Genomic DNA, 23,929 nt, shown 5'->3' with positions numbered 1-23,929 from the left:
CTGTGGACCGTCACATGATTCCGACCTTTTCGTGCGCTTCTGCCACTCGACCCAAGGCGTAAGACCAGGTCCTTCCGTCGATGAGTTCGCGGACCACGTCCAGCTGGCCAGCATGGGTGGACAGCTCGGTGACGACATGGAGAACGACTTCTCGTTGGCTGTCCAAGCGCCAGCCGCCAAACACGTCGTCCGGCCACCACGCTGGGGGCGTATCAAGGTCGAGCGAACGAAGGACAGCGAGCGCGTTCTCTGCTTCCTGGTCGAACACCGCGAGCACTCGCGCCGATGACTGCGCCGGATCGAGGCCGAAGTCGGTGCCTTCCTCGGACGGGAGCGGCAGGTGCTCATCGCCCAGAACATCGCGGAACCAGAACTGGTGCATCGCCCCGAGATGGTGCATCAAGCCCAGGGGGCTCCAACCACTGGGCAGCTCACGCCGACGCAGCGCTGGCTCGTCCAGTCCGTCGAGGATGCCGCGTACGTGATGCTGCTGTGTGCCGAGGGCTGCCCCGAGTGCGCTGATCTCCGGTGCCTGAGTCTGGGGCGGGGTCGGGTTCGAGGTCATGATGTGCTCCTAGTGGTGGGTGGGGAATACCCAAAGGTCGGAGCGCAGAACGAGTTCTCGACATCATGGGGTTCGACGGTTTCTGCCGAAGTTCGCGGTCGATGTCGAGAATGGACGCTCGTCTCCGACGTACCTCCGACAGCACCACCAAAACCAAGGAGTACCCCATGAAGTACGTCATCCTCATCCACAGCAACCCCCAGCCGTGGGGCCATCCGACGGGTGAGTTCGTGGCCGAGACGAAGGCCATGGACCCCGCCCAGCGAGAGCGCAACAATGCCGAATGGGAGGGCCTACTCGAGCAGATCAGCGCCTCGGGCGAACTGCTGGGCGGCGAGGCCCTAGGTGACCCGGCCCATTCCACGCTCTTCCGATGGGAGGGCGAGGCGCCGCTGGTGAGCGAGGGGCCGTACGCCGAGACCAAGGAGCACCTCGCGGGCTTCTTCCTGCTCGAGGTGGAATCCGCCGAGCGCGCCATCGAAATCACCCGCGGATTCTCTGGCCCTGGCGAGACAGTCGAGCTGCGTCCGCTTTGGTGACCACAGGCAGCCGATGGGGGCGCCCTCGTACGCCTCCAGCGCCATCCCCCGACCACCAGTGACCGATGGGGGCACTGGTGTCGGGGGCCGGTGCCATAGTGAGTTCATGACGACTCAAGTGGTGTTAGTTCCTGGATTCTGGCTCGGCGCATGGGCCTGGGACGCCGTCGCGGAGCGCCTGCGCACGCGCGGGCTGGCGGCCGCAGCGCTCACGCTGCCCGGACTGGACGGCGAACCATCCGATGTGGGTCCGCAGGACCATGCCGACGCGATCATCGCGGCACTTGACCAGGAAGCTGATCGGCGCGTCCTGGTCGTGCACAGCGGGGCCGCGGTGCCCGGGACGATGGTGATTGACCAACACCCCGAGTTGGTTGACCACATCGTCTATGCCGACACCGCACCCGTCGCCGATGGGTTCGCGATGAACGCGAGTCTTTCCGAGCCGACGTTCCGGCTGGAGGAGGTGTGGGACGAGGAGCTTGCCGGCGGCAGCATGCGTGGCCTGACCGACGAGCAGCTCGCCACCTTCAAAGAGCGCGCTGTCCCTCAGCCGGGGCGCACCGTCAGCGAACCTGTCCGGCTGACCAATCCGGCGCGTGCGCAGGTTCCCGCCACCATGATCTGCACCGCAGCGACCGCGGCGGAATACCAAGAATTCGCGGCGAACGGTGCGAACTTCCTGGCAGGCCTGTCCGACTATCCAGACCTGGCTTATGTCGACCTGCCGACCGGTCACTGGCCGATGTGGTCGATGCCCGATGAGTTGTCGGACCTCATTGCTGGGGTCGCGCAGGCGTGATGGTGCCGGAGTGGCCGGAACCCGCGGTCGAGCGTCTTCTGCGTGAGCAGTCACCACACGTGGTCAGCGCGCTGGTGCGGCGGTACGGCGACTTCGAGACCTCCGAGGACGCAGCGCAGGAGGCCATGCTCGCTGCCCACGTCCAATGGCCGCGAGATGGACTCCCAGCGGACCCTCGCGGATGGTTGATTCGGGTGGCCTCACGCCGTCTCATTGACCAATGGCGCAGTGAGACGGCTCGACGTGACCGCGAGGCCCGCGATGACCGCCATCAAACTGAGTTCGGATCCACGTCCGTCACTCCGGACACGGACGATTCGCTGACACTGATGCTGATGTGCTGCCACCCGGCGCTGACTCGCACCGCGCAGATACCGCTCACTTTGCGCGCCGTCGGGGGCCTGACGACAGCCCAGATCGGTCAGGTCCTGCTGACCTCGGAATCGACTGTCGCCCAACGCATCAGCCGGGCGAAGTCACGCCTGCGGGAGGCTGGCGCCCGATTTGCCGCGCCAGTAGACCCCGGCTCACGGCTGGCTGCGGTTCAGCAAGTTCTCTACCTCATCTTCACCGAGGGCCACTCCCCCAGCACCACCAGCGCCGATCAGGTATCCGCTACCCGCGAGGCGATTCGCCTCGCCCGCATGCTGCGGGAGCACTGTCCACACGACCGCGAAACGGCCGGGCTCCTCGCCCTGATGCTTCTCACGGAGGCACGTCAAGAAGCGCGCTTCGACGCGAACGGCGCCCTCGTCGCGCTCACCGACCAGGACCGGACGCTCTGGGATCAAGACCAGATCCGCGAAGGCATCGCGATCCTGGAGGCCACCCTGCCGGGCGGCTCTGCTGGGCCGTACGCCCTTCAGGCTGCGATGGCCGCTGTCCATTCCGACGCCGCTACTGCAGCGAGCACCGACTGGCCGCAGATCCTGGTGTTGTACGACCTCCTGTCGGCGACAAGCCCTGGGCCAGTCGTGCGGCTCAATCGCGCGGTCGCGGTCGCCATGGTGCACGGCCCGCAGGCCGGGCTGCGCGAAGTGGAGGCGATTGCCGACGCCCGTGAACTGCGCGGCAGTCACCGAGTGCACGCCGTCCGGGCCCACTTGCTAGAGATGTCTGGGGCCTTCGAGGCAGCGCGCGAGGCGTACGCCCACGCCGCGGCCCGAGCGACAAACCCGGCCGAGCAGGCCTACCTGCGAGCCCGGATGTCTGGCGCCCAGGATCCCTCCGATTGACCACCCGGTCGGGGCTCTGAAACCCGCCGGTAGGGTGACCGTCTCATGAGCCGCTTGCTGCCCGAACTCGACCGGATCGACACCGTGGAGGACCCTGCGGCCGTCGTTCTCGTCCTGCACGGTGGAGCGAAACAGTCACTGCAACCCGTGACGCACCGCAGCCTGTCGTGGCAACGCGCTCGGTTCCTCGCGAAATCGCTCGCTGCCGGACTGCACGAGGACCGCGTGGCCGTGCATCTCATTCGCTATCGCGTGAAGGGCTGGAATGCCAGCCCGTCTAATGAACCAGATCCGGTCCGTGACGCGCGCTGGGCGCTGTCCACGCTGGCCCAGGATAGTTCGCTGCCCATCGTGATTGTCGGCCACTCCATGGGCGCTCGCACCGCGGTAGCCGTGGCCGATCACCCCCACGTCGTCGGAGTCGTCGGGCTCGCCGGCTGGCTTCCAGCCGATGAACCCGTCGAGGCGCTCGCAGGGAAGATGGTGATCGCCGCCCATGGTCGACGCGACCGGATCACCTCCTTCCGCGCGACTCGAACGTTCATCGACCGGGCGAGCGAGGTGGCCGAAGCGCAATTCATCGACATGGGACACCGCGGCCACTATCTACTCCAGGGCATTACTTCCTGGAACAGGTTGGCCCGCAAGTCAATTCGCGAGGTCCTCGACCTTCACTGATGGCGGCGTACGCCCTCAGCAACCTCCTCGAAGCGCTCCTTCGAGAGCACCGCACCTTCGCGACGAATCGCCGTGGCGTCAACGCGGAGTAGCCGGTTGACGCGTACCTCGCTCGGGCGCCCCTTCCGGTCCCAGTCACCGGTACCGATGTCGACCCAATGGCGACCTGCCCGGGCTTCTTGCCCAGCGTCGCGGTCGTGATCCTTGCTGGTGAGCTGCAGACCGATAAGCCACCGATCATCGCGCCCGATAAGGAGCACCGGGCGATCCTTGCCCTGAGTGTGGTCCTCCTCGTAGGGCACCCAGGTCCAGACGATCTCACCCGGATCCGGCCTGCCATCCGGTTGAGGTTCGTAGGTCATCGTCGGCACACCCTGGAAGTCTCCGGGATAGTCGGAGCTGGCCGCGGTCGGCACTTTTGACGATGTGGGCGCCCCCGATGGACGGCGACGCTCGCGCATCCACGTCCGCAGGCCACGGTTGGCGGCCTTGCCGACCGTACGCATGAGTTGCTGGGCGAGATCTTGACGAGCCATAGCCACCACGCTACCCATCGACATGTGAAGAATGTTGGGTCGTTGGGCGAGCCAACCGCACATTTTTCCCTAGTCGATGGGCCCGTGCGGAGTCGAGTAATGGGTCTTGGGTGCCCCCGACGGGACTCGAACCCGCACCTGTAGCGATTTTAAGTCGCCTGCCTCTGCCGATTGGGCCACGAGGGCGAGGCCAAGGGTACGCGGTGTGTGGTTTCGATACGCCGCTCGTCCCTCGCGGCTACTCAACCAACGTTTCGGGACCACTCCCCTCGCGGCTACTCAACCAACGTTTAATGGCGCTACTCAGGGCGGACAGGAGAGGGCAATCCCGTCGAGGATGTCGGTTTCGCTAGTGACCGTCGCAGTGACCCCGGCTGAGGCCGCAACCCGCTCGACGACGCGGCGCCAGACCAGCGCCCCGGCGCCGATGACATCGACACGTCCCGGGTGCATGAACGGCATGGCCGAGCGCTGCGCACGGGTGGCCGACAACAACGCGGTGCACGAGTCGATCACCTGGTCGACTTCGAGGCGTGCGCCGTGGATTGCTTCGGGGTCATAGGTCGACAGGTCCAGCGCGTGCGCCGTGATGGTGGTAACCGACCCGGCCAGCCCGACGAGGGTCGCAATCCCGGCAAGGTCAACGTCCTGCTCGGCCAGGTCCAATGCCGCGTCTACGTCTCGAGTAGCCGCCGAGATTTCTTCCGCTGTCGGCGGATCGGAGCGCAGATGCCGTTCGGTCATGCGCACGCACCCGATGTCGACCGAACGCTGCTGTTCCACTCCCGTGCTGCCGCGCACCAACTCCGTCGACCCGCCGCCGAGGTCGACCACCAGGTAAGGCGCTGGCGTACCGGCCGCGACCAGATCACCAGTGGCGCCGGCAAAACTCAACGACGCTTCTTCAGCGCCGCTGACCACCTCGGGGCTGACGTCAAGATCGCCGAAGGCGGCACGTACGCCAGCGACGAACTCTTCTGCGTTATCGGCATCCCTGGAGGCGGACGTGGCGACGAACCGCGCCGCCTCAACCTGGTGTTCCCGGCACAGGGCGGCGTACTCCCGCGCTCGAGCCAGCGTCCGCTCCATCGCCTCCGGGGAGATCCGGCCAGTCACGTCGACGCCTTGCCCGAGACGAACGACCTCCGTCCGCCGGATCACATCGACCAGGCCACCGGAGCCGTCCCGGTCGGCAATCAACAGGCGGATCGAGTTGGTGCCACAGTCGATGGCGGCCACACGGGTCATGATCTGTCCTTCTCGCGAAGCGTCTTGGGAAAGCAGGGGGTTCGGGCTTCGAGGACCCCGGTCGAGTCACGGTTGGCCGAAATGCGGTTGCCGTGACACGTGCCCGGCACCCAGGGTATGACGATGACCAGCAGCGACCTATGGACCCACGAGATGGCGGCGCGCTATGACGACGCCATGGCGAAAATATCCACCCCAGATGCGGTCAAACCCGCAGTGGACTTGTTGGCCGAGCTCGCCGACGGCGGACCGGTGTGTGAGTTCGCCATTGGAACGGGCCGTATCGGCATTCCGCTGTCCAGACGCGGTCTGTCGGTCACCGGGATCGAGTTGTCTGAGCCGATGGTCCAGGAGTTGCACCGCAAGGACCCCGACCTTCCCGTGACGATCGGCGACATGGCCACCACAGCCGTCGGTGACGACTTTGCCCTGGTCTATTTGGTGTTCAACACGATCGGCAATCTGCGCACCCAGCCGGAGCAAGTCGCCTGCTTCGCCAATGCTGCTGCCCACTTGCGACCGGGAGGCAGCTTCGTGGTCGAAGTCGGCGTGCCGCAACTGCAACGACTCCCGCCAGGGCAGACCGCGATTCCGTCCGATATCAGCGAGGAACATGTGGGCCTGGATACCTACGACCTCGTGACACAGCAGGCCACGTCACACCACTACAACCAGCAGCCAGATGGGTCGTATCGCTTTGCGCCGCACCACTATCGGTATGTCTGGCCCAGCGAACTTGACCTCATGGCTCAGCTTGCGGGAATGAACTTCGAGGCTCGGTATGCCGACTGGGGCCGGTCGCCATTCGTCGCCACCAGCGACTCGCACGTCTCGATCTGGCGTAAAGGCTCAGCGCTGACCTGAGCGCAAACCCGTGGTGCCGTCGCAGCAGCCGTCGGACCACCACTCGGGCAGCGCAGCGAGGGCTTCGTCGCCGAGCGGGTTCACGCCCGGACCAGCGGCAAGAGAGTGCGCGACCAGGACGTGCAAGCACTTCACCCGGGTGGGCATACCGCCTGCGCTAATCCCGTCGATCTCGGGCACGTTGCCGAGCTCGAGTCGGCGGGCCAGATAGTCCTCGTGCGCAGATCGGTAGGCGGCGGCGAGATCCTCGTCCTGCTCAAGACGCTCAGACATCTCCCGCATCATGCCCAGCGACTCCAGAGTGCTGATCGCACCGGTCAGCCGCGGGCAGGTGGCATAGAAGGACGTTGGAAACGGCACACCGTCGGGAAGGCGTGGGAGGGTACGCACCACCGTCGGGCAACCACAGGGACACCTGGCCGCGATCGAGACGATTCCGCGCGGCAGTCGGCCGAGTTGGTGTTCGACCCAGGCGATGTCGTTGGGGTCGGGGTGGGTCTCGACACGGCTCGCCCTAGCGGGCTCGCCGGCTCGACCGGCGTTGAGGGGCGTGTCGGCGGCTCGACCGGCGTTGAGGGGCGTGTCGGCGGCTCGACCGGCGTTGGGAGGCGTGTCGGCGGCTCGACCGGCGTTGGGGGGCGTGCCGGTGTTGGGGGGCGGGTTGGTCACTTGTCCTGCGCCTCGCCCGCCGAGATCACCGAGCCCCACAGATGGCCGTACCACGGTCGCTTGGCGCCGGAGGTGTCCTTCTGGACTCCTGAGTTCGTGTCTACCTCACGCTTGGCGCCCTGGTCATCAACGATGATGTACGCCTTCTCACCGGGTTTGGCGAAGCCGAGCCGTGACCGGGCCTGCTGGGCAACGTAATCGGGGTCATTCCACCGATCCCGTTGCTTCTGAAGGGTTTTCACCGTGGACTGCTGCTCGGTCACCTGGCGGTTGAGCGTGTCGATCTCCGAGCGTTGGTTGAGATATCCCCGCAACGTCGGGACGAGCAGCACGGCCAAGAACACGACCAGCAGGCCCATGATCACCATTCGGCGCATGGACTGCGGCCGACGGGCAGGTGGGGCCGACTGACCGCCCCCGGCTGAGGCTGGGCGAACCTGTGGACGCGACGAGCCACCGCGTCCACGCCCAGCCGCAGGAGTGCGCCGCCCCTGCGCGGGGCGACGCGGCGCTCCCGGGCGCGTGGTCCGTCGACGCTCAGCCAAGGGTCTTCGCCTCAGGCCTTAAACCGAGGGAACGCAGCTGCGCCGGCGTACTGTCCAGCGTCGTCGAGTTCATCCTCGATACGCAGCAACTGGTTGTACTTCGCGACGCGGTCCGAACGAGCGGGTGCACCGGTCTTGATCTGGCCGCAACTGGTCGCGACGGCGAGGTCAGCGATCGTGGTGTCCTCGGTCTCACCGGAGCGGTGCGACATCATCGAGGTGTAGCCCGAACGGGTAGCCAACGCCACTGCGTCGAGAGTCTCGCTCAGGGTGCCGATCTGGTTGACCTTGACGAGCAGCGAATTCGCGGTGTCGCTGTCAATGCCCTTCTGCAGGCGCTTGGGGTTGGTCACGAAAAGGTCGTCACCCACAATCTGCACCTGATCGCCCAGCCGATCGGTCATGGCCTTCCAGCCGTCCCAGTCCTCTTCGTCCAGCGGATCCTCGATCGAGACCAGCGGGTAGGAGGCGACGAGGTCGGCGTAGTAATCGACCATCTCCGCAGCAGACTTCTTGGCGCCCTCAAAGGTGTAGGTGCCATCTTTGGCGAACTCCGACGCCGCAACGTCCAGGGCCAGCGCAATATCCCGGCCCGGCTCGTAGCCCGCGTTCTTGATGGCCTCGAGGATCAGGTCGAGCGCTGCCCGGTTGGACTCCAAGTTCGGCGCGAAGCCGCCCTCGTCGCCGAGCCCGGTCGCCAAGCCCTTTTTGTTGAGGACCTTCTTGAGGGCGTGGTAAACCTCCGCGCCCCAGCGCAGTGCCTCCCGGAAACTCTCCGCACCAATCGGCGCGATCATGAACTCTTGGATGTCCACGTTGGAGTCCGCGTGCGAACCACCGTTGAGGATGTTCATCATCGGGACCGGCAGCAGGTAGGCGTTAGGCCCGCCGAGGTAGCGGAACAGCGGCAGGTCAGCGGAGTCGGCCGCGGCCTTGGCTACCGCAAGGGAGACGCCCAAAATCGCGTTGGCGCCGAGCGTGGCTTTGTTGTCGGTGCCGTCGAGGTTGATCATCTCGGCGTCAATCAGTCGCTGCTCGCTGGCCTCGAAGCCCAGCAACGCGGGGGCAATTTGCTCCATCACGGCGTCGACGGCGTCTTCGACACCCTTGCCGCCATAACGCTTGGCGTTGCCGTCGCGACGCTCCACAGCCTCGAACTGTCCGGTCGACGCACCACTGGGGACTGCGGCGCGGCTCACCGTGCCGTCATCCAGGGCGAGTTCCACCTCGACGGTGGGGTTGCCGCGAGAATCAAGGATTTCGCGTGCGCCGATTGCTTCGATCGCTGCCACAGGGGCTCCTTCAGCGGGACTGGTCTGCTATTTCCTCGCCCAGGCTACTCGCGGCAGGCGCCCGGCTTGCGGACCGACCCGCGCGCTGAGACTGACGCTAGGCGCGCCAGTCGTCGATCTCGCGGCGCAGGTCTGACCATGCCTGGTCAGAGTTCGCGATGGCGCGCTCGGCGTGCACCGCCAGTGCCTGATCGAGCGCCTCGTCACCGCCGCGCCTGGCGACTCGCGATCGAACCTTGGCGATGACGTACGGCAACGGAAGGCCACGCGGTATGCCCGCCAACAGATCCTCAGCGTCCCTGCCCGGCTTCTCCTGGCGCTTGATCTGTTCCCAGGCGCGCTCGACATCCTCCGGCGAGGAAGCCTCCCCGTCGCCGAAGACGTGCGGGTGCCGTCGGATGAGTTTGCTGACGAGCCCGTGGGCCACATCATCGATGTCGAAAGGTTCCTGCTCGTGTTCGGTCGCGATACGGGCGTGGAAGAAAACCTGCAGGAGTACGTCCCCGAGTTCTTCGACCAAGTGCTCACGGTCGCCGCTCTCGACGGCCTCGACCGCCTCTGCTGACTCCTCCACGAGGTACGGCGTCAGGGACTCATGAGTCTGCTCGGCATCCCACGGACACCCACCGGGAGAGCGCAAGGTGTCCATCACCGCGGCGACGTCAAGAAGTCGCGCACCGGGCGGGTCCCAGGACCCCACCAGCATCTCGACCTCAGGCGGCTCAGGAGAACTGGTGAGTTCCTCTGCGAGGGCGTCGGTCAGGCCCGGGTCGGCGTCGGGTGACCCAATCCAGACCACTGAACCCTCGGCGCACGCGCTAACCAGCCTCGCGGCGAGCGCGCCACGACTTTCCGAAACCTGTTGCACGGTAACGCCGTTGGTGACCAGGGCCGCAGGGGTTGGATCGTCCAGGTCCGCGGCCAGCACCTGCGCAGCCTCATCGAGTGCCGTCCAGGCATCGCGCGTGAGGATGCCCGCGGGAAGCCGCGGACTGGTGACCAGAAGAGTGAGCCGAGGCCTCACTGCTGTGGCGACGTGGGTGCTGTCGGCTTGATCCAGCTCGCGGCTGTCGGCCGCATATTGCCCTTGTCGAACTCCCCGTAACGCGGGTTGAGGTCGATGTCGGCGGTCGTGACCAGCTTCTGCGTTTGGGTGGCGACCGCTTGGCCTTTAGCGCCCAAGGCTCTCAACTGAACGGAGGCCAAGATGGTCCGAACGGCCGGATCGCTGAGCGTTGCGCCCTTGGGCATCTGAGTCGCATATTCCTCCCGGACCTGGGAAGGCGACACCGTGGCGTTGTTGCGGGCTGCGACCTTGGTGATCTCCGGCTCAAGCACCATCAGGACAGCTGCCTGCTGACCGGTGATTCCGCTGTTCTTGTCGTACTTGGTGATATCGCTGACGGCGTCCTGCACCTCGTCGGTGCTGACGGCATAACTGCCCATGGTCGCGGCGGTGCTTCCGTGGTTCATCACGCCGTCACTGCCGCAGGCGGTGAGCGCCAACGCTGCTCCAGCGGCAGCCGTCGCAAGCACCCCACGGTGGGTCATCAGGGTCTTGGGCATCAGCGACTCGTCCTCTCTGCGATGGGTCGCGGGCCATCTTGCCAGGTCATGCAGCCGCTCGCGCTATCGGCGTCGACTCTGCGCGCTGCGCTCAGCCCGCTGAGGCAGCGGCCGCAGCAGTGATGTCGTCCAGCAAGATGCCTTGGATCAGTTGGCCGGCCCACCTCAGCACGTCGGTATCGCGCAGAGGCTGACCGCCCACCGCGGCGGTACGCGGCGCCGGAACCAGGATTTGCTGCTGGGCCGCTCGAATCGTCGACCCTCGATAGAGCCGTTCGAGTCGTAGCTGCTGACTCTCGCGCAGTTCGACCGGAGAGAACCGGATATTCCTGGCCTGCACGGCGACATCGGTGATGCCCGCCTGCCGAGCAATCGTCCGCAACCGCGCCACCTCGATGAGGTGCTGCGCAGCCTCCGGCGGCTCGCCGTAGCGGTCACGCAGCTCCTCCACGATCGCGTCGAGGGCTTCCTCGTTCTCGACAGTCGCAAGTTTCTTGTATGCCTCTAGCCGCAACCTTTCGCCGGGCACATACTCGTGCGGCAGGTGCGCATCGACAGGCAACTCGATCTTGACCTCCGTCGGGGGCGCCACTCCCCCGCCATCTCCGCGGAACTCGGTGACGGCCTCGCCGACCATGCGCACGTAGAGGTCGAACCCGACGCCCGCGATGTGGCCGGACTGCTCACCACCGAGCAGGTTGCCTGCCCCGCGAATCTCCAAGTCCTTCATGGCGACCTGCATTCCCGCCCCGAGGTCGGTATGACTGGCGATGGTTTCGAGCCGGTCGTGCGCGGTCTCCGTCAGTGGCTTCTCGGGCGGGAAAAGGAAGTAGGCATAGGCCCGCTCGCGCCCTCGGCCCACGCGTCCGCGCAACTGGTGTAGTTGGGAAAGGCCCATGAGGTCGGACCGCTCCACGATGAGGGTGTTGGCGTTGGAAATGTCGAGACCAGTTTCGACGATCGTGGTGCACACCAGGACATCGGAGCGTCGCTCCCAGAAGTCGACGACCACGTCTTCGAGGCGTTGCTCGGGCATTTTCCCGTGCGCGGTGACGATGCGCGCCTCGGGCACCAACTCGCGCAGTCGGGACGCCGTCTTCTCGATGGATTGCACCCGGTTGTGCACGAAGAACACCTGTCCCTCACGCATGAGTTCGCGCCGGATGGCGGCCGTGATCTGCTTTTCCTCATATCCGCCCACGAAGGTCAGGACTGGATGGCGCTCCTCGGGCGGCGTCTGCAGTGTCGACATCTCCCGGATCCCCGTCACCGCCATCTCCAGGGTGCGTGGAATGGGAGTGGCCGACATCGCCAGGACATCCACGGCCGTACGCATCTGCTTCAGCTGCTCTTTGTGCTCGACACCGAAGCGCTGTTCCTCATCGACGACCACCAGTCCAAGGTCCTTGAACTTGATCTCGCTGGAGAGCAAGCGGTGCGTCCCGATGACCAGGTCGACCGTGCCGTCTGCCAGGCCAGCGATGACTTCGCGGGCCTCCTTGTCGGACTGGAACCGTGACAGTGAGCGCACCACGACGGGGAATCCGGCATACCGCTCGGCGAAGGTCTGTTGGTGTTGCTTCACCAGCAAGGTCGTCGGCACCAGCACTGCTGCCTGTTTGCCATCCTGAATCGCCTTGAACGCGGCGCGCACCGCGATCTCCGTCTTGCCGTAACCCACATCACCGCAGATCAGCCGATCCATCGGGATCGACTTCTCCATGTCTGCCTTGACCTCATCGATGCTCGACAACTGGTCGGGCGTCTCCACATAGGCGAACGCGTCTTCCAACTCCTGCTGCCATGGGCTGTCGGGCGGGAACGCGTGGCCCGGCGTGGCCATCCGCGCCGAGTAGAGCTGGATGAGTTGCCCGGCGATCTGGCGTACGTGCCGCCGCGCCTTGGATTTCGTTGCCTGCCAGTCGGATCCGCCCAGCTTGTTCAGGGTGGGGGCCTCGCCACCGACGTAGCGGGTCACCTGGTCAAGTTGGTCCGTCGGCACGAAGAGTCGGTCGCCCGGTTGCCCGCGCTTGCGACTCGCGTACTCGATTACCAGGTATTCGCGGGTGGCGCCCGCGACGGTGCGCTGCACCATCTCCACGAAGCGACCCACACCGTGTTGTTCGTGCACGACGTGGTCGCCGGGATTGAGCTGGAGCGGGTCGACCACCTTGCGGCGCCGGGAGGGCATCTTCCGCATGTCCTTGGTGGTGGCGGTTCCCGCAACGGCACCGGTGAGATCGCCCTCGGTGAGCACCACCAGATTGCTGGACGGCAGGATGAATCCGTGCCCAAGAGAGCCGGTCGCAACCTCGACCATCCCGGGAGCGAGAGTGTCGAGTTCCCTTGCTGGCACGTCGTTCTCGGCCAACATCTCGCGTACGCGCTGCGCTAAGCCATGGCCCTCAGTCACTACCAAGATGCGCTGCCCGGCTGCGACATGAGCGCTTAGGTCGGTCACCGCTACCTCGGTATTGCCGCGGTAGGCCGGCACCTCCTCAGTGGGAAGGGTGATTCGCGTGCCTGGCGTGGCGTCTTCGACAAAGTCAGTGAGTTCGTCGTCACTCGCAAAACTCGTCAACGACCACCAGGGCAGGTCGCGCGCCAGCGCGTGCTCCCGCAGATCGGCAAGGCCCCAGTAGGACGCAGTACCCAACGTGGCCTCCAGGTCGACTGGAACAGCGTTGCCAGCAGCCGCGTTGGCCCAGGACGCCTGCAAGAACTCCTCGCTCGTGGCGACCAGGTCGTGCGCACGAGTGCGCACCCGCTCTGGTTCGCTGAGGACCACATGGGTGTTGGCGGGAAGGACGTCCAGCAGGGTCTCCATCCCGTGCCCGTCTTCGGTCCCCAACAAGGCGGGCATCAAGGACTCCATGCCCTCAACGGCGATGCCCTCGGACACCTTGTGCAGCATGTCGGCGACCCCGGGCAGACGCTCGGCAAGATCCGTCGCGCGGAGGCGCACCTCGTCGGTGAGCAGGAGCTCCCGGCATGGTGGAGCCCACAGACCGTGCGCGAGATCGCCGTCCGGCAGGGTGCGCTGGTCGGCCACCTTGAAGGCACGCACTTCCTCCACCTCATCGCCGAAAAACTCGACGCGGATCGGGTGCTCCTCGGTGGGTGGAAAGACGTCGACGATCCCACCGCGTACGGCGAACTCGCCACGCCGCTCCACCATGTCCGTGCGGGTGTAGGCCGCCGCGGCCAACGCTGCGACCACGCGCTCCAGCGGGTGTTCCTCGCCGACCCTTAGGGCGACCGGCTCCAGATCCCCAAGACCTTTGGCAATCGGCTGCATCAGGGCACGTACCGACACGATCAAAACCTGGATCGGACCATGCTCAGGGTCATCGGTTGAAGGGTGGGCAAGGCGACGAAGAACCGCGAGTCGGCGCCCGACGGTGTCGCTCCTCGGGCTCAGGCGTTCGTGCGGGAGAGTCTCCCAACTAGGCAACTCGGCGACACCTTCTGCTGGCAAGAAGGCCTGCAGCGCAGCGGCAAGATCCTGCGACTCCCGCCCGGTAGCCGTCACCGCGAGGACCGGAGCCGGGCGCTCGCCACGGGTCGCGACCAGCGCTGTCAAAGGTGCGCGCAGCCCGGGTGCAGCAGCCACATCGAGCCTGCTTGTACGGCCGACGTGCGCGAGCACCTCCGACACCTTGGGGTCGGCGTGCAGCACATCCAGCATGGGGTCAAGGGCATCAGACGCCACCAGGTTCACTCCTTGCGAACTCGCGTGTGGTGCGGCGCGCAGCCGCAGCAGGACACGCACACAGACACCACAAGAACCCCGAATCCGGCAGGACACGGGGTGCGAGCACCAGTCTACGACTGCCGGCTCGGGCGCTCTGACACACTTCGGGCATGGGAGTTGGCCACGGACACGGCACGCCTGCTGAGGTTCACGTCCCCCGCCGAGCACGCGCCGTACTCATCGGCACGGTCGTGGTCCTCACCGTGGCCACGATCATCGGTTTGATCCTGCTGTGGCCAAGCGGCGAGGGCGCTGCACGCAGCAAGGCCCAGGCCCAATACGCCCAGCCCGGCGTCACCTTCCCCGAGGCCACCGTGGTCGAGATGCTGCCTGTATGCCCTGAGGGTGGCGAGCAGGGTGGCGCAGATCCCAGCGCCGACGCCGAGGGCAATCTGAGCGTTCCAGAACCGACCTGCGGCGCGATCCGGGCCAAGCTCGACAGCGGGCGAACTGTCGCGGTGAATGTGCCGCCCGAGGTGACGAAATCTGGCGTGGCCAAAGGCGACACCGTGCTCATCATGCGAGTCCCTCCCGGTGACGAGCCGGGCGGGATCGAGACGTTCAACTTCATTCATCCCGAACGGTCCACGCCGCTCGCGGTCCTCGCGGTCGCCTTCGTCCTGCTCGTCGCCGCCATCGCGCGCCTGCGCGGACTCCTGGCCCTCGTCGGCCTCGTTGTCGGCGGCTTCGTGATCATGTCGTTCATGCTCCCGGCGCTGCTGGATGGCTCCAGCGGGCTATGGGTCGCGGTGGTCGGGTCCAGCGCGATCATGATCGTGGTCCTTTATCTCGCGCACGGCATCTCGTTGCGTACGAGTGCGGCATTGGTCGGCACAGTGCTCGGCGTCGCCATCACCGCAGTGATCGGAATCGGTGGCATCTGCGCGTCGCATCTGACCGGCATTGCCGATGACGATGGCGCAGCCCTGGCCTCCGTGGTACGCACCCTTGACCCCCACCAATTGCTCACGGCGGCCATCATCGTGGCCGGTCTTGGCGTCCTCAACGATGTGACGATCACGCAGGCTTCGGCCGTCTGGGAGCTGCGCGCGGCATCACCTCTGCTGACCCGAACACAACTGTTCTCCTCAGGAATGCGGATCGGCCGCGACCACATTGCCTCCACGATCTACACGATCGTCTTTGCCTACGCCGGCGCCGCGCTCCCCGTGTTGTTGTTGATGAGCCTGTATGAACGCCCCGCCCTTGAACTCATCCAGCAGGAAGCGCTCTCGGAGGAGATCATCCGGACCATCTCGTCCGCTATCGGGCTTGTACTGGCGGTGCCCATCACCACGGCCATCGCGGCCGTCACGGTCGCCGCACCACGTGGCGCGCAGGCAATATCCGCATCGGATAGCGCCGAGCCGTTGAGCCCTGCCGACCCCGCTGAGCCCGCTGAGCCTCTTGAGCCACCACGCTCACGCGCCGAGGCTCGGGCGCGACGCGAAGGACGCTAAACCGCTCATCTGAGCGCAGTGCGACATACCTCACGCTGTCGTTCTACTGGCGCACCCCAGAACGTTGCCTGTTGTTCACCTGAAGCCTGGAACGTGTCTCTTGGCCGAACGGCAGCCTGCCGTTCCGTTCGGGAGGACCTCCTTTGACAACCGACCTCAAGCCGCCGACACCGACTCAAGTCGGGCGCACGCGGCCCCTGGGTGAAGACACCACATGGCACCTCGCGTTTGGTGGCCTCATGGCCGTCACCGTGGCCCTCTTCGGCTGGTGGTCCCTGGATTACGTCGGAACTGACGCAAGCAGGTTCATCCTGCTGCTCGGGATCGCGTTCGGCCTGTTCATGGCCTTCAACATCGGCGGCAACGACGTCGCCAACTCTTTTGGCACCAGCGTTGGTGCTGGGACGCTGACCATCAAGCAAGCCCTGCTGGTCGCCGCAGTCTTCGAAGTGAGCGGAGCGGTCATCGCCGGCGGCGATGTCACCGAGACCGTACGCAGCGGCATCGTGGACATGTCCGGCGTCGCGATCTCCTCCAGCGACTTCATGTTCATCATGATGGCCGCACTCTTGGCCGCCGCGAGCTGGCTGCTGATCGCGACCCGACTCGGCTTCCCGGTCTCCACCACCCACTCGATCATTGGTGGCATCGTCGGCGCGGCCATTGCCGTGGGTTGGGTCACCGTCGGAAGCGACCAGGCGCTGCAGATGGTGCAGTGGGACGGCATCGGACAGATCGCGATCTCCTGGGTCCTGTCTCCGGTCCTCGGCGGCGCGTGCGCCTACCTGCTCTACGGCTCCATCAAGCGCCGTCTCCTCGGCGGCTCGACCGGCGACAAGGACAAGCCCATCGCCGCGGACAGTCACCGAACGCTCGAAGGATGGGTCCCGCTCATCGCGGCCGTCGGCGGCATGCTGTTGACCGGAATGCTGCTCTTCAAGGGCCTCAAGAACCTGGACCTTGGTCTGACCACCACCGCGAGCATCGCGGTCATGGCCATGGTGGGCGCCTTGGTCTGGCTGGCCACCTACGTCTTTGCCCGGTCGCTGAAGGGCCAGGACCTACCGCGAGCCACCTTCGTGATCTTCAGCTGGATGCAGGTCTTCACGGCCTGCGCCTTCGCCTTCAGCCACGGCAGCAATGACATCGCCAACGCTGTCGGCCCGTTCGCCGCCATCTTGGACGTCCTGCACAACGGCGGAGTCAGCGACGAGGCCGCCGTACCGACGCCGGTCATGCTCGCCTTCGGTGTCGCGCTGATCGCCGGACTGTGGTTCATCGGACGCCGCGTCATCACGACCGTCGGTACCAACCTCACGACGATGCACCCGGCCTCGGGCTTCTCCGCCGAGTTGGCCGCCGCCGGTGTCGTCATGGGCGCCTCGCTCATGGGCCTGCCGGTCTCCAGCACTCACATCCTGATTGGTGCGGTGCTCGGCATCGGACTGGTCAACCGGGCGACCAACTGGAAGCTCATGCGCCCGATTGCGCTGGCCTGGGTCATCACCCTGCCGGTTGCCGCCTCGATCGCCGCGGTGGTCGTACTCATTCTGCGGTCGGTGTTCTGAGCCAGTCGGCTCGCCACACCGGTCCAACTCGGGGCCTGATCGCTAGCGCGCGTGCACCACGTTCTGCGCAGCGGTCAGGCCCTGATGTATGACCCGCTCCACCGCATCCGCGGTGTCCGGGAGCAAGAAGTCGAGTTCCTTGCGCTCCGTTGCATTGAAGTCTTTGAGCACATAGTCGGCGGCGTCCATCCGCCCCGGCGGGCGGCCGACACCGACGCGGATCCGCAGGTAGTCCTTGGTGCCTAGGGAGCGGGTGATGGACCGGAGTCCGTTGTGGCCGCCTTCGCCACCACCGTGCTTCAGGCGCAAGGTCGCGAAGTCCAGATCGAGTTCGTCGTGGATGACGATGACGTGGTCAGGGGCAATCTTGAAGAAGTTCGTGAGGCCGGCAACCGGGCCACCTGACTCGTTCATGTAGGTCATCGGCACCGCCACGATCGCTCGGGGGCCGGGAGCGCCGCCGGGCGACGTCCCGATCCGCACCTCGGCGGCATGCGCCCTGGCCTTGTGCTGACGAAAACTCGCCGAGGCATCCGCGGCAAGGTGCGCTGCAGCCATCGCACCGACGTTGTGTCTGTTGCCCGCGTAGCGCGGTCCAGGATTTCCAAGACCCACGACGAGCCAGGTGTCGCTCTCACTCACAAGAAGCCAGTATGCCTGGCGCGGCTGGCGCTCAGAGGTGTGCGTCCGGCTGCGCACCGGACCATTGCACGGCCTCGGCGCCGGCCCGGTTTGCCGCGGCGAGCGCGCTCTCCTGGTCTTCGCCGTCAACGAGCGCCGCCGCGAGGGCACCACAGAAGGCATCCCCTGCCCCGGCGGTGTCGACGACCTGCCCCGAGTCCAGCGGTATGCCCGTGACCTCTGCCCCATCCCACCGGGCACCAGCGCTGCCAAAGGTGACAACCAGCGAGGTCGGCATCAGACCCGACTCTGCGAGCAGTCTCATCTCCGACTCGTTGACGATGACGGCGTCCGCCATGGCGATGACATCGGGGGAAAGAGCGGCATACGGCGCCATGTTGATGAATGCTCGCGCACCGGCATCCTTGGCTCGCCGGACCGCATTTTCGACCACCTGAAGGGGCACCTCCAGGCTGGCCAACAGGACGTCCTCGGCCCTCAGGTCCACCGCGTCCAGGCCTGCATCTGACAACGCCGCGTTAGCACCCGGTGCCACCACAATGGTGTTCTCGCCGGCTTCATCAAGGGTGATGTAGGCCGTGCCCGTCGGTACGTCGTGCGCGGCAGGCAGCGGCACCTCGATCCCCGCGTCCTGAAGTCTCGCGAGGTAGGCCGCCCCGTCGCCGTCGTACCCCACCAAACCCAGCATGACGACGCTCGCCCCCGCCCGGCGGGCCGCCATCGCTTGGTTGCCGCCTTTGCCCCCAGCGAGCCGACCTTCCGGCTCACCGAGCAGCGTCTCCCCGGCGCGCGGAAGTCGCTCGACGCGCGTCACGACGTCGACATTGAGCGATCCCAGGATGATGACTCGCCCACTCATGTGTAGACCTCCAGAAACAGCGTTGTCCCCGTCAGTGCGACTTTGCGGTCGCGCTGACGGGGACAAGGGGAAAAATCAGCTCTCGTCTGAGCTGTCCTCGCTGGACTCGCCGTCGCTGGACTCGCCGTCGCCCTCTTCGGACTCGGCAGCTTCCTCGTCGGACTCGTCGTGCTCGATGCCGGCTTCTTCCTCGGCCTCGGCAAGTTCGGCGTCCAACTCGTCCTGCGAGATCTGCTGCACGACGTTGACGATGAGCAGTTCTTCGTCGGCCACCAGGGTGGTCCCCGAGGGCAGTTCGACGTCCTTGGCGAGGATCTGCGAGCCCGCCTCCAGGCCCTCCACCGACACGGTGAACGACTCGGGGATGTGGGTTGCCTCGGCCTCGACCTCAAGCACCGCGTTCTCCACGACGGCGTAGGTTTCGGCGGCGGTCTCGCCCTCGAGGTGAACGGGCACCTCAACGGTGACCTTCTCGCCGCGACGCACGATGACCAGGTCGACGTGCTCGATGATCGGCTTCAGCGGGTCACGCTGAACGTCCTTGGCCAGCGCGAGCTGGTCATCTCCGTCGATCACGATCGTCAGCAGCGCGTTGACGTTCTTCAGCGCGAGGAAGGTCTCGTGGAACGGGAGGCTCAGGTGGGTCGGGGCCTCGCCGTGACCGTAAAGGACAGCGGGGACCTTGTCGGCGCGACGGATGCGGCGGGCCGCACCCTTGCCAAACTCGGTACGGATCTCGGCGGGAATACGAAGTTCGTTCTGGGCCATGGGAATTCCTAGCTGCTTGAGCGGGGCGGTCCGAGACCAGGGCCGGTCTCGGTCAGCGGCCTCGACGCGGGACGCGTCACGCGCGCAGATCAGGCGCAGATAAGCAGAGGGCGACATCTCGCTTAACCGCGTCGATCACGGACACCCATGGGGCGTCCCTCGCCGAGGCAACGCGGTTGATCGTACGGGGTCCGCGGCGGCGCCTCAAATCGTCGAGGTCGTACCCGCCAGGCCGAGCGATACCAGCGGGTCGAGCCATGGCGGCACTCCCAAGGTGGGGTCGCGCCGCGCTGGATGGGCCCGCCGCACTAGTCGCCCATGGAATGACCGGCTTCACCCCGCAGTCCATTGACGTTTCAGTGGCCGCGGACTCCCGCCCGGGACGGCGATCGACCCCCGGTGTGGTGGTGCACCGCCCGTTGGAGCGTGGGTCGGTCGTGACGACCTCGAGCGGGCTGCCCGCGGTTGCTCCCGAGGTGGCTGCGCTGCGAGCCGCTCAGTGGGCAGTCAGCGACAAACAGGCGGCATTGCTTTTATGCCTCTCGACCCAGCAGCGAATCGCGGACGCTCAGCGGATCAGGGCGCTGTGGGCGGACGTACAACGGAGCCCTCGTCGTGGCCTGTTGGGTGCGGTGATCACCGCGATCAGCGACGGCGTCCAGTCGCTGAACGAGCTCGATTTCGCGCAGGAGTGTCGGCGACGCCGACTTCCCGAGCCGACCAGACAGAGCATCCGGCGCAGGCTGCGGACGACATGCTCCGGCAGAACGATGTCGTGATCGAGGGAACAGACGTGCTGCGCATTCCGGTGCTCGGCTTCCACCTGAGACGACAGGAGTTCATGGCCCAGGTCGAGCGCATGCTCCGGTCACGCGGGTGGCGGCCGTGACAGCCCTTCGCTCAGGCGCGGCCCTCGAACATCGAGGTCACGGAGCCGTCCTCGAAGACTTCCCGGATCGCAGCGGACAGCAGCGGCGCGATGGGCAGCACCGTCAGCTTCTCGAAGTGGGTTTCCGGCGCAATCGGGAGGGTGTCCATGACGATGACCTCCCGAGCAACCGAATCGCGCAGGCGCTGCCGTGCGGGCTCGGAGAAGATGGGGTGGGTCGCCGCAATGACGACACTGGCGGCGCCATCGTTCATCAGCGCCTCGGCGGCGTGGCAGATCGTGCCACCGGAGTCGATCATGTCGTCGACGAGCACGCACGTACGTCCCTCAACCTGACCGACAACACGGTTGGCGCGGCTGACGTTGGGCTGATCGATGTCGCGGGTCTTGTGGATGAACGCCAGCGGCGCCCCTCCGAGGCGGGCCGACCAGTGCTCGGCCACCTTGATCCGGCCGGCGTCCGGCGAGACGACTGCGAGGTCTTCGGTGCCGTACTTCTCGCGTACGTAGTCGGCCAGGATCGGCAGGGCCATCAAGTGGTCGACGGGGCCGTCGAAGAAGCCCTGGATCTGGTCGGTGTGCAGGTCGACGGCCATCAGTCGATCGGCACCAGCGGTCTTGAACAGGTCGGCCATGAGCCGGGCGGAGATCGGCTCGCGGCCGCGATGCTTCTTGTCCTGGCGCGCGTAGCCGTAGAAGGGCAAGACGACCGTGATGCGCTTAGCCGAGGCGCGCTTGAGCGCGTCGACCATGATCAGGTGCTCCATGATCCATTCGTTGACCGGAGCCGTGTGGCTCTGGATGACGAAGGCGTCGCAACCGCGGACCGACTCTGCGTAGCGCACGTAGATCTCCGAGTTGGCAAAGGTGCGCGCCTCCGTCGGGACCAGTTGCGTACCCAACTCCTCGGCGACGGACTCTGCGAGCGCGGTGTGTGCCCGGCCCGAGAAGACCATCAGGTTCTTTTCGGTCGTGCGCGTCATCGCGATGTTCATGCGGGGTCGGCTCCGTTCGTCTCGACAGGCTCGACCGGCGTTGGCGGCTCGACCGGCGCTGGCGTTGCGGTCTCAGCGGCCTGAGCCTGGTCGGTTCCTGGGCGTTTGCGCTGCGCCCAGCCCTCAATGATCCGCAGCGGACCCGAGCTCACCCCAAGCGCGCCTGGGGGCACCTCCCCGCGGACCACCGTTCCCCCGCCAGTTCCGGCTCCGTCGCCGATGACCACCGGCGCGACGAAGGTGTTGTTGGAGCCGGTCTTGGCGTGCTTGCCGATGACGGTCTTGTGCTTATTGACCCCGTCATAGTTCGCGAAGATCGTGCCCGCGCCGATGTTGGTGCCTTCGCCGATCTCGGCGTCACCGACATAGGACAGGTGCGGCACCTTCGCGCCATCACCAATAGTGGCGTTCTTGGTTTCGACGAAGCCGCCAATCTTGCCGCGAGCGCCGAGTGTGGTCCCCGGCCGCAGATAGGAGTAGGGGCCCACTGTGGCGTTGGGGCCGACCTGGGCCAGGACCGCGTGCGTACGCACCACGCTGGCGCCATCGGCGACCTCAGTGTCGATCAAAGTCGTGTCGGGTCCGACCTCGCAGCCGCTCCCGACCGAGGTCGCGCCGCGCAGTTGACATCCCGGATGAACGACGGTGTCTCGACCGATGCTCACCTCGACATCGACCCACGTCGTGGCCGGGTCAAGAATGATCGCGCCGTCTTCGCGCATGAGGCGGTCGAGCGTCCGGGCGTTGAGCTCACGACCCAGGCGGGCGAGCTGCGTCTTGTCGTTGATGCCCTCGATCTCCATCGGGTCCTCAACCGAAAAACTGTCGACCCGGCCGCCAGCGCCGCGCGCGATGGCCAGGACATCGGTGAGGTACTTCTCGCCCTGGGCGTTGTCGGTCGTCACCTGCGCCAGGGACGTACGCAGCACCGCAAGGTCGAAGGCATAGATGCCCGAGTTGATCTCGTCGATATGGACGGCGTCGGCGTGCTCGCCGCCTTCGGCTTGCGCCTTCAGCGCGTCCTTGTGCTCGATGATGCCCGCGACGGCCCCGTCCGCGTCGCGCAGGATGCGGCCATACCCCGTCGGATCGGGCACCCGGGCCGTGAGCACGGTGACCGCGTTGCCGGCGCCTTCGTGCGCCGTGGTGAGCGCCACCAGCGTGGTGGTGGTCAGCAGCGGGGTGTCGCCGTAGGTCACCAGAACCGTGCCAGTCAGATCCGTGGGGAGCTGCTCGAGCGCGCATTCGGCCGCGCGACCGGTGCCCTTGATGTCGTCCTGGTCGGCGATGATCGCCTCGGGCCAGGTGCTCCGCACCATCGGAACGACCTGCTCGCGCGCTGCCCGGACGGTCACGGCGACGTGCGGCGCCTGAGTACGGGCCGCAGCCAACAGTGCGTGGCTCACTAGAGACCGCCCACCAATGGTGTGCAGCACCTTGTTGAGATCGGATTTCATCCGGGTGCCATCACCTGCAGCAAGGACGATGACGGCAGATGGGCGCGTAGTGCTCACGACGAGTGTGCTCCCCGGGTTCACGGCTGGGACGGGCGCCAGGCTACCGCCCTGAATGTTGGGGACGGCGCCGTGCGCTCCCCGGGTAGGAATCGAACCTACGTCGCTAATCCTGATTCAAAGTCAGGCGGCCCCTACCAGCAGAGCAACCGGGGAACGGCCAACCGAAGCTGGGCCAGGGGCAAGCCTAGGACAGTTCGCCGAGCAGACCGAACTGGCGGGTTCGGCGACTCGTGACATGCCTACGCCGCACAGACGCCACAATGGCGAGGTGAGCCAAACGCAGAAACCACGGATGACAGGGACCCAGCGCCGCGAACAGTTGATTCTGGTCGGGCGTCACGTCTTCGCCGAGCGCGGTGTCGGCAATGCCACCGTCGAGCAGATCGCCTCCGAAGCGGGGGTCACCAAACCGGTGGTCTACGAGCATTTCGGCGGCAAGGAGGGCCTCTACCAGGTCGTCGTCGACCGCGAAATCCAAACGCTGGTCGACACTGTTGCCTCAACGCTGACGTCGGGCGTTCAAGGGCGGCCACTGCTGACTCGCGCCGCGCTCGCGATGCTCACCTATGTCGAGGAACGACCAGATGGCTTCCGCGTGTTGTCCCACGACTCCCCCGCCTGGCACGGCACTGGCCGCATCGGGAGTCTGCTATCCGACATTGGCGAGCGCGTTGAGTTGATCCTGGCCGACGACTTTACGAAGTCGGGACTCGACCCGCGTTTCGCCTCGATCTACTCCCAGATGCTGGTCGGCATGGTGGCCTACACCGCGGATTGGTGGTTGGAGCACGAGCCCGACCTCACCAAGGAAGAGTTGGCGGCGCACCTATCCAACTTTGCGTGGAATGGGTTGGAGCGCCTGCATGGACGGCCAGAGTTGCGGCTGGATGCCGAGGACACCGACGAGGTGGCGGGCTCGCCGAGCTAAGCCGTTCGCA

General features: G+C 66.1%; 24 protein-coding genes and 2 tRNA genes. 10 read left to right on the top strand and 16 right to left on the bottom strand.

Annotated elements, in window-relative coordinates:
• Positions 1–10: 10 nt before the first annotated feature.
• Entirely contained in the window at positions 11–565 is a 555-nt protein-coding gene (locus F562_RS19900; RefSeq protein ID WP_018158256.1) for a mycothiol transferase, read from the bottom strand.
• Positions 566–732: 167 nt separating this feature from the next.
• Between F562_RS19900 and F562_RS0117415 the strand changes: the two genes are divergently transcribed.
• The 4 genes from F562_RS0117415 to F562_RS0117400 all read left to right on the top strand — a co-directional run bounded on the left by F562_RS0117415 (position 733) and on the right by F562_RS0117400 (position 3,819).
• A complete protein-coding gene (locus F562_RS0117415; protein ID WP_026181373.1) occupies positions 733–1,104 on the top strand; it encodes a YciI family protein in 372 nt (123 codons plus the stop codon).
• Between the two features lie 106 nt (positions 1,105–1,210).
• On the top strand, positions 1,211–1,906 hold the full coding sequence (locus tag F562_RS0117410) for an alpha/beta fold hydrolase (RefSeq protein WP_018158254.1): 696 nt from the start codon (positions 1,211–1,213) through the stop codon (positions 1,904–1,906).
• Entirely contained in the window at positions 1,906–3,141 is a 1,236-nt protein-coding gene (locus tag F562_RS0117405; protein WP_018158253.1) for an RNA polymerase sigma factor, read from the top strand. The genes F562_RS0117410 and F562_RS0117405 overlap by 1 nt, the downstream gene beginning before the upstream one ends.
• 45 nt (positions 3,142–3,186) lie before the next feature.
• Complete coding sequence (locus F562_RS0117400; protein WP_018158252.1) at positions 3,187–3,819, top strand: alpha/beta hydrolase; 633 nt, start codon at positions 3,187–3,189, stop codon at positions 3,817–3,819.
• Here the strand turns inward: F562_RS0117400 and F562_RS0117395 are convergent.
• The 3 genes from F562_RS0117395 to F562_RS0117385 form a co-directional block, all read right to left on the bottom strand.
• The gene (locus F562_RS0117395) at positions 3,813–4,355 is read right to left on the bottom strand and encodes a type II toxin-antitoxin system PemK/MazF family toxin (RefSeq protein WP_211206476.1); all 543 of its coding nucleotides are present in this window, start codon (positions 4,353–4,355) and stop codon (positions 3,813–3,815) included. The genes F562_RS0117400 and F562_RS0117395 overlap by 7 nt on opposite strands.
• Before the next feature lie 111 nt (positions 4,356–4,466).
• A tRNA-Leu gene (locus F562_RS0117390) sits at positions 4,467–4,541 on the bottom strand.
• A 117-nt stretch (positions 4,542–4,658) separates the two neighbouring features.
• Positions 4,659–5,603, bottom strand: coding sequence for a Ppx/GppA phosphatase family protein (locus F562_RS0117385; RefSeq protein WP_018158250.1), 945 nt, complete (start codon positions 5,601–5,603; stop codon positions 4,659–4,661).
• 123 nt (positions 5,604–5,726) lie between these two features.
• On the opposite strand from F562_RS0117385, the gene F562_RS0117380 reads away from it, so the two are divergent.
• Complete coding sequence (locus F562_RS0117380) at positions 5,727–6,467, top strand: class I SAM-dependent DNA methyltransferase (RefSeq protein WP_026181371.1); 741 nt, start codon at positions 5,727–5,729, stop codon at positions 6,465–6,467.
• On the opposite strand, the gene F562_RS19895 is transcribed toward F562_RS0117380, so the two are convergent.
• From F562_RS19895 to mfd, 6 genes are all read right to left on the bottom strand, one after another.
• Complete coding sequence (locus F562_RS19895) at positions 6,453–7,136, bottom strand: DUF501 domain-containing protein (RefSeq protein WP_018158248.1); 684 nt, start codon at positions 7,134–7,136, stop codon at positions 6,453–6,455. The two genes, F562_RS0117380 and F562_RS19895, sit on opposite strands and share 15 nt — an antisense overlap.
• A complete protein-coding gene (locus F562_RS19890) occupies positions 7,133–7,513 on the bottom strand; it encodes an FtsB family cell division protein (RefSeq protein ID WP_018158247.1) in 381 nt (126 codons plus the stop codon). Before F562_RS19890 ends, F562_RS19895 begins: the two co-directional genes overlap by 4 nt.
• Positions 7,514–7,692: 179 nt before the next feature.
• Positions 7,693–8,973, bottom strand: a complete 1,281-nt coding sequence (gene eno / locus F562_RS0117365) for a phosphopyruvate hydratase (protein ID WP_018158246.1) — start codon at positions 8,971–8,973, stop codon at positions 7,693–7,695.
• A 97-nt stretch (positions 8,974–9,070) separates the two neighbouring features.
• Positions 9,071–9,997 (bottom strand): nucleoside triphosphate pyrophosphohydrolase, encoded by a 927-nt coding sequence (locus F562_RS19885; RefSeq protein WP_018158245.1) that lies wholly within the window; start codon positions 9,995–9,997, stop codon positions 9,071–9,073.
• On the bottom strand, positions 9,994–10,539 hold the full coding sequence (locus F562_RS0117355) for a hypothetical protein (protein WP_018158244.1): 546 nt from the start codon (positions 10,537–10,539) through the stop codon (positions 9,994–9,996). The genes F562_RS19885 and F562_RS0117355 overlap by 4 nt, the downstream gene beginning before the upstream one ends.
• A gap of 91 nt (positions 10,540–10,630) precedes the next feature.
• Positions 10,631–14,227 (bottom strand): transcription-repair coupling factor, encoded by a 3,597-nt coding sequence (gene mfd, locus F562_RS0117350; RefSeq protein ID WP_040386199.1) that lies wholly within the window; start codon positions 14,225–14,227, stop codon positions 10,631–10,633.
• Positions 14,228–14,403: 176 nt separating this feature from the next.
• Between mfd and F562_RS0117345 the strand changes: the two genes are divergently transcribed.
• Both F562_RS0117345 and F562_RS0117340 read left to right on the top strand, forming a co-directional pair.
• Positions 14,404–15,753, top strand: a complete 1,350-nt coding sequence (locus F562_RS0117345; RefSeq protein ID WP_018158242.1) for a YibE/F family protein — start codon at positions 14,404–14,406, stop codon at positions 15,751–15,753.
• Positions 15,754–15,896: 143 nt separating this feature from the next.
• Positions 15,897–17,321: an inorganic phosphate transporter gene (locus tag F562_RS0117340; RefSeq protein WP_018158241.1), complete on the top strand. Its 1,425-nt coding sequence runs from the start codon at positions 15,897–15,899 to the stop codon at positions 17,319–17,321.
• A 42-nt stretch (positions 17,322–17,363) separates the two neighbouring features.
• Here the strand turns inward: F562_RS0117340 and pth are convergent, their stop codons facing one another.
• From pth to F562_RS0117325, 3 genes are all read right to left on the bottom strand, one after another.
• A complete protein-coding gene (gene pth, locus F562_RS0117335; protein ID WP_040386197.1) occupies positions 17,364–17,963 on the bottom strand; it encodes an aminoacyl-tRNA hydrolase in 600 nt (199 codons plus the stop codon).
• A gap of 31 nt (positions 17,964–17,994) precedes the next feature.
• Positions 17,995–18,822 (bottom strand): ribokinase, encoded by an 828-nt coding sequence (locus F562_RS0117330; RefSeq protein ID WP_018158239.1) that lies wholly within the window; start codon positions 18,820–18,822, stop codon positions 17,995–17,997.
• A 75-nt stretch (positions 18,823–18,897) separates the two neighbouring features.
• The gene (locus F562_RS0117325) at positions 18,898–19,590 is read right to left on the bottom strand and encodes a 50S ribosomal protein L25/general stress protein Ctc (protein ID WP_040385398.1); all 693 of its coding nucleotides are present in this window, start codon (positions 19,588–19,590) and stop codon (positions 18,898–18,900) included.
• Between the two features lie 257 nt (positions 19,591–19,847).
• Between F562_RS0117325 and F562_RS19880 the strand changes: the two genes are divergently transcribed.
• Positions 19,848–20,369, top strand: coding sequence for a hypothetical protein (locus F562_RS19880; RefSeq protein WP_156822707.1), 522 nt, complete (start codon positions 19,848–19,850; stop codon positions 20,367–20,369).
• Positions 20,345–20,479, top strand: a complete 135-nt coding sequence (locus F562_RS21335; RefSeq protein ID WP_281164166.1) for a hypothetical protein — start codon at positions 20,345–20,347, stop codon at positions 20,477–20,479. Before F562_RS19880 ends, F562_RS21335 begins: the two co-directional genes overlap by 25 nt.
• An 11-nt stretch (positions 20,480–20,490) precedes the next feature.
• Here F562_RS21335 and F562_RS0117310 read toward each other — a convergent pair whose 3' ends face one another.
• The 3 genes from F562_RS0117310 to F562_RS0117300 form a co-directional block, all read right to left on the bottom strand.
• Positions 20,491–21,474 (bottom strand): ribose-phosphate diphosphokinase, encoded by a 984-nt coding sequence (locus tag F562_RS0117310; RefSeq protein ID WP_018158235.1) that lies wholly within the window; start codon positions 21,472–21,474, stop codon positions 20,491–20,493.
• The gene (glmU, locus tag F562_RS19875; RefSeq protein ID WP_083915599.1) at positions 21,471–22,988 is read right to left on the bottom strand and encodes a bifunctional UDP-N-acetylglucosamine diphosphorylase/glucosamine-1-phosphate N-acetyltransferase GlmU; all 1,518 of its coding nucleotides are present in this window, start codon (positions 22,986–22,988) and stop codon (positions 21,471–21,473) included. The genes F562_RS0117310 and glmU overlap by 4 nt, the downstream gene beginning before the upstream one ends.
• A 77-nt stretch (positions 22,989–23,065) precedes the next feature.
• Positions 23,066–23,144: transfer RNA gene (locus tag F562_RS0117300), tRNA-Gln, on the bottom strand.
• Positions 23,145–23,283: 139 nt separating this feature from the next.
• Between F562_RS0117300 and F562_RS0117295 the strand changes: the two genes are divergently transcribed.
• The gene (locus F562_RS0117295) at positions 23,284–23,919 is read left to right on the top strand and encodes a TetR/AcrR family transcriptional regulator (protein ID WP_018158234.1); all 636 of its coding nucleotides are present in this window, start codon (positions 23,284–23,286) and stop codon (positions 23,917–23,919) included.
• The last annotated feature ends 10 nt before the right edge of the window (positions 23,920–23,929 follow it).

Origin of the sequence: Demetria terragena DSM 11295, from assembly GCF_000376825.1 — a bacterium.
GTDB classification, from domain to species: Bacteria; Actinomycetota; Actinomycetes; order Actinomycetales; family Dermatophilaceae; genus Demetria; species Demetria terragena.
The sequence above is the reverse complement of the archived record's forward strand: the minus strand, read 5'-3'. Positions and strand labels throughout refer to the sequence as shown.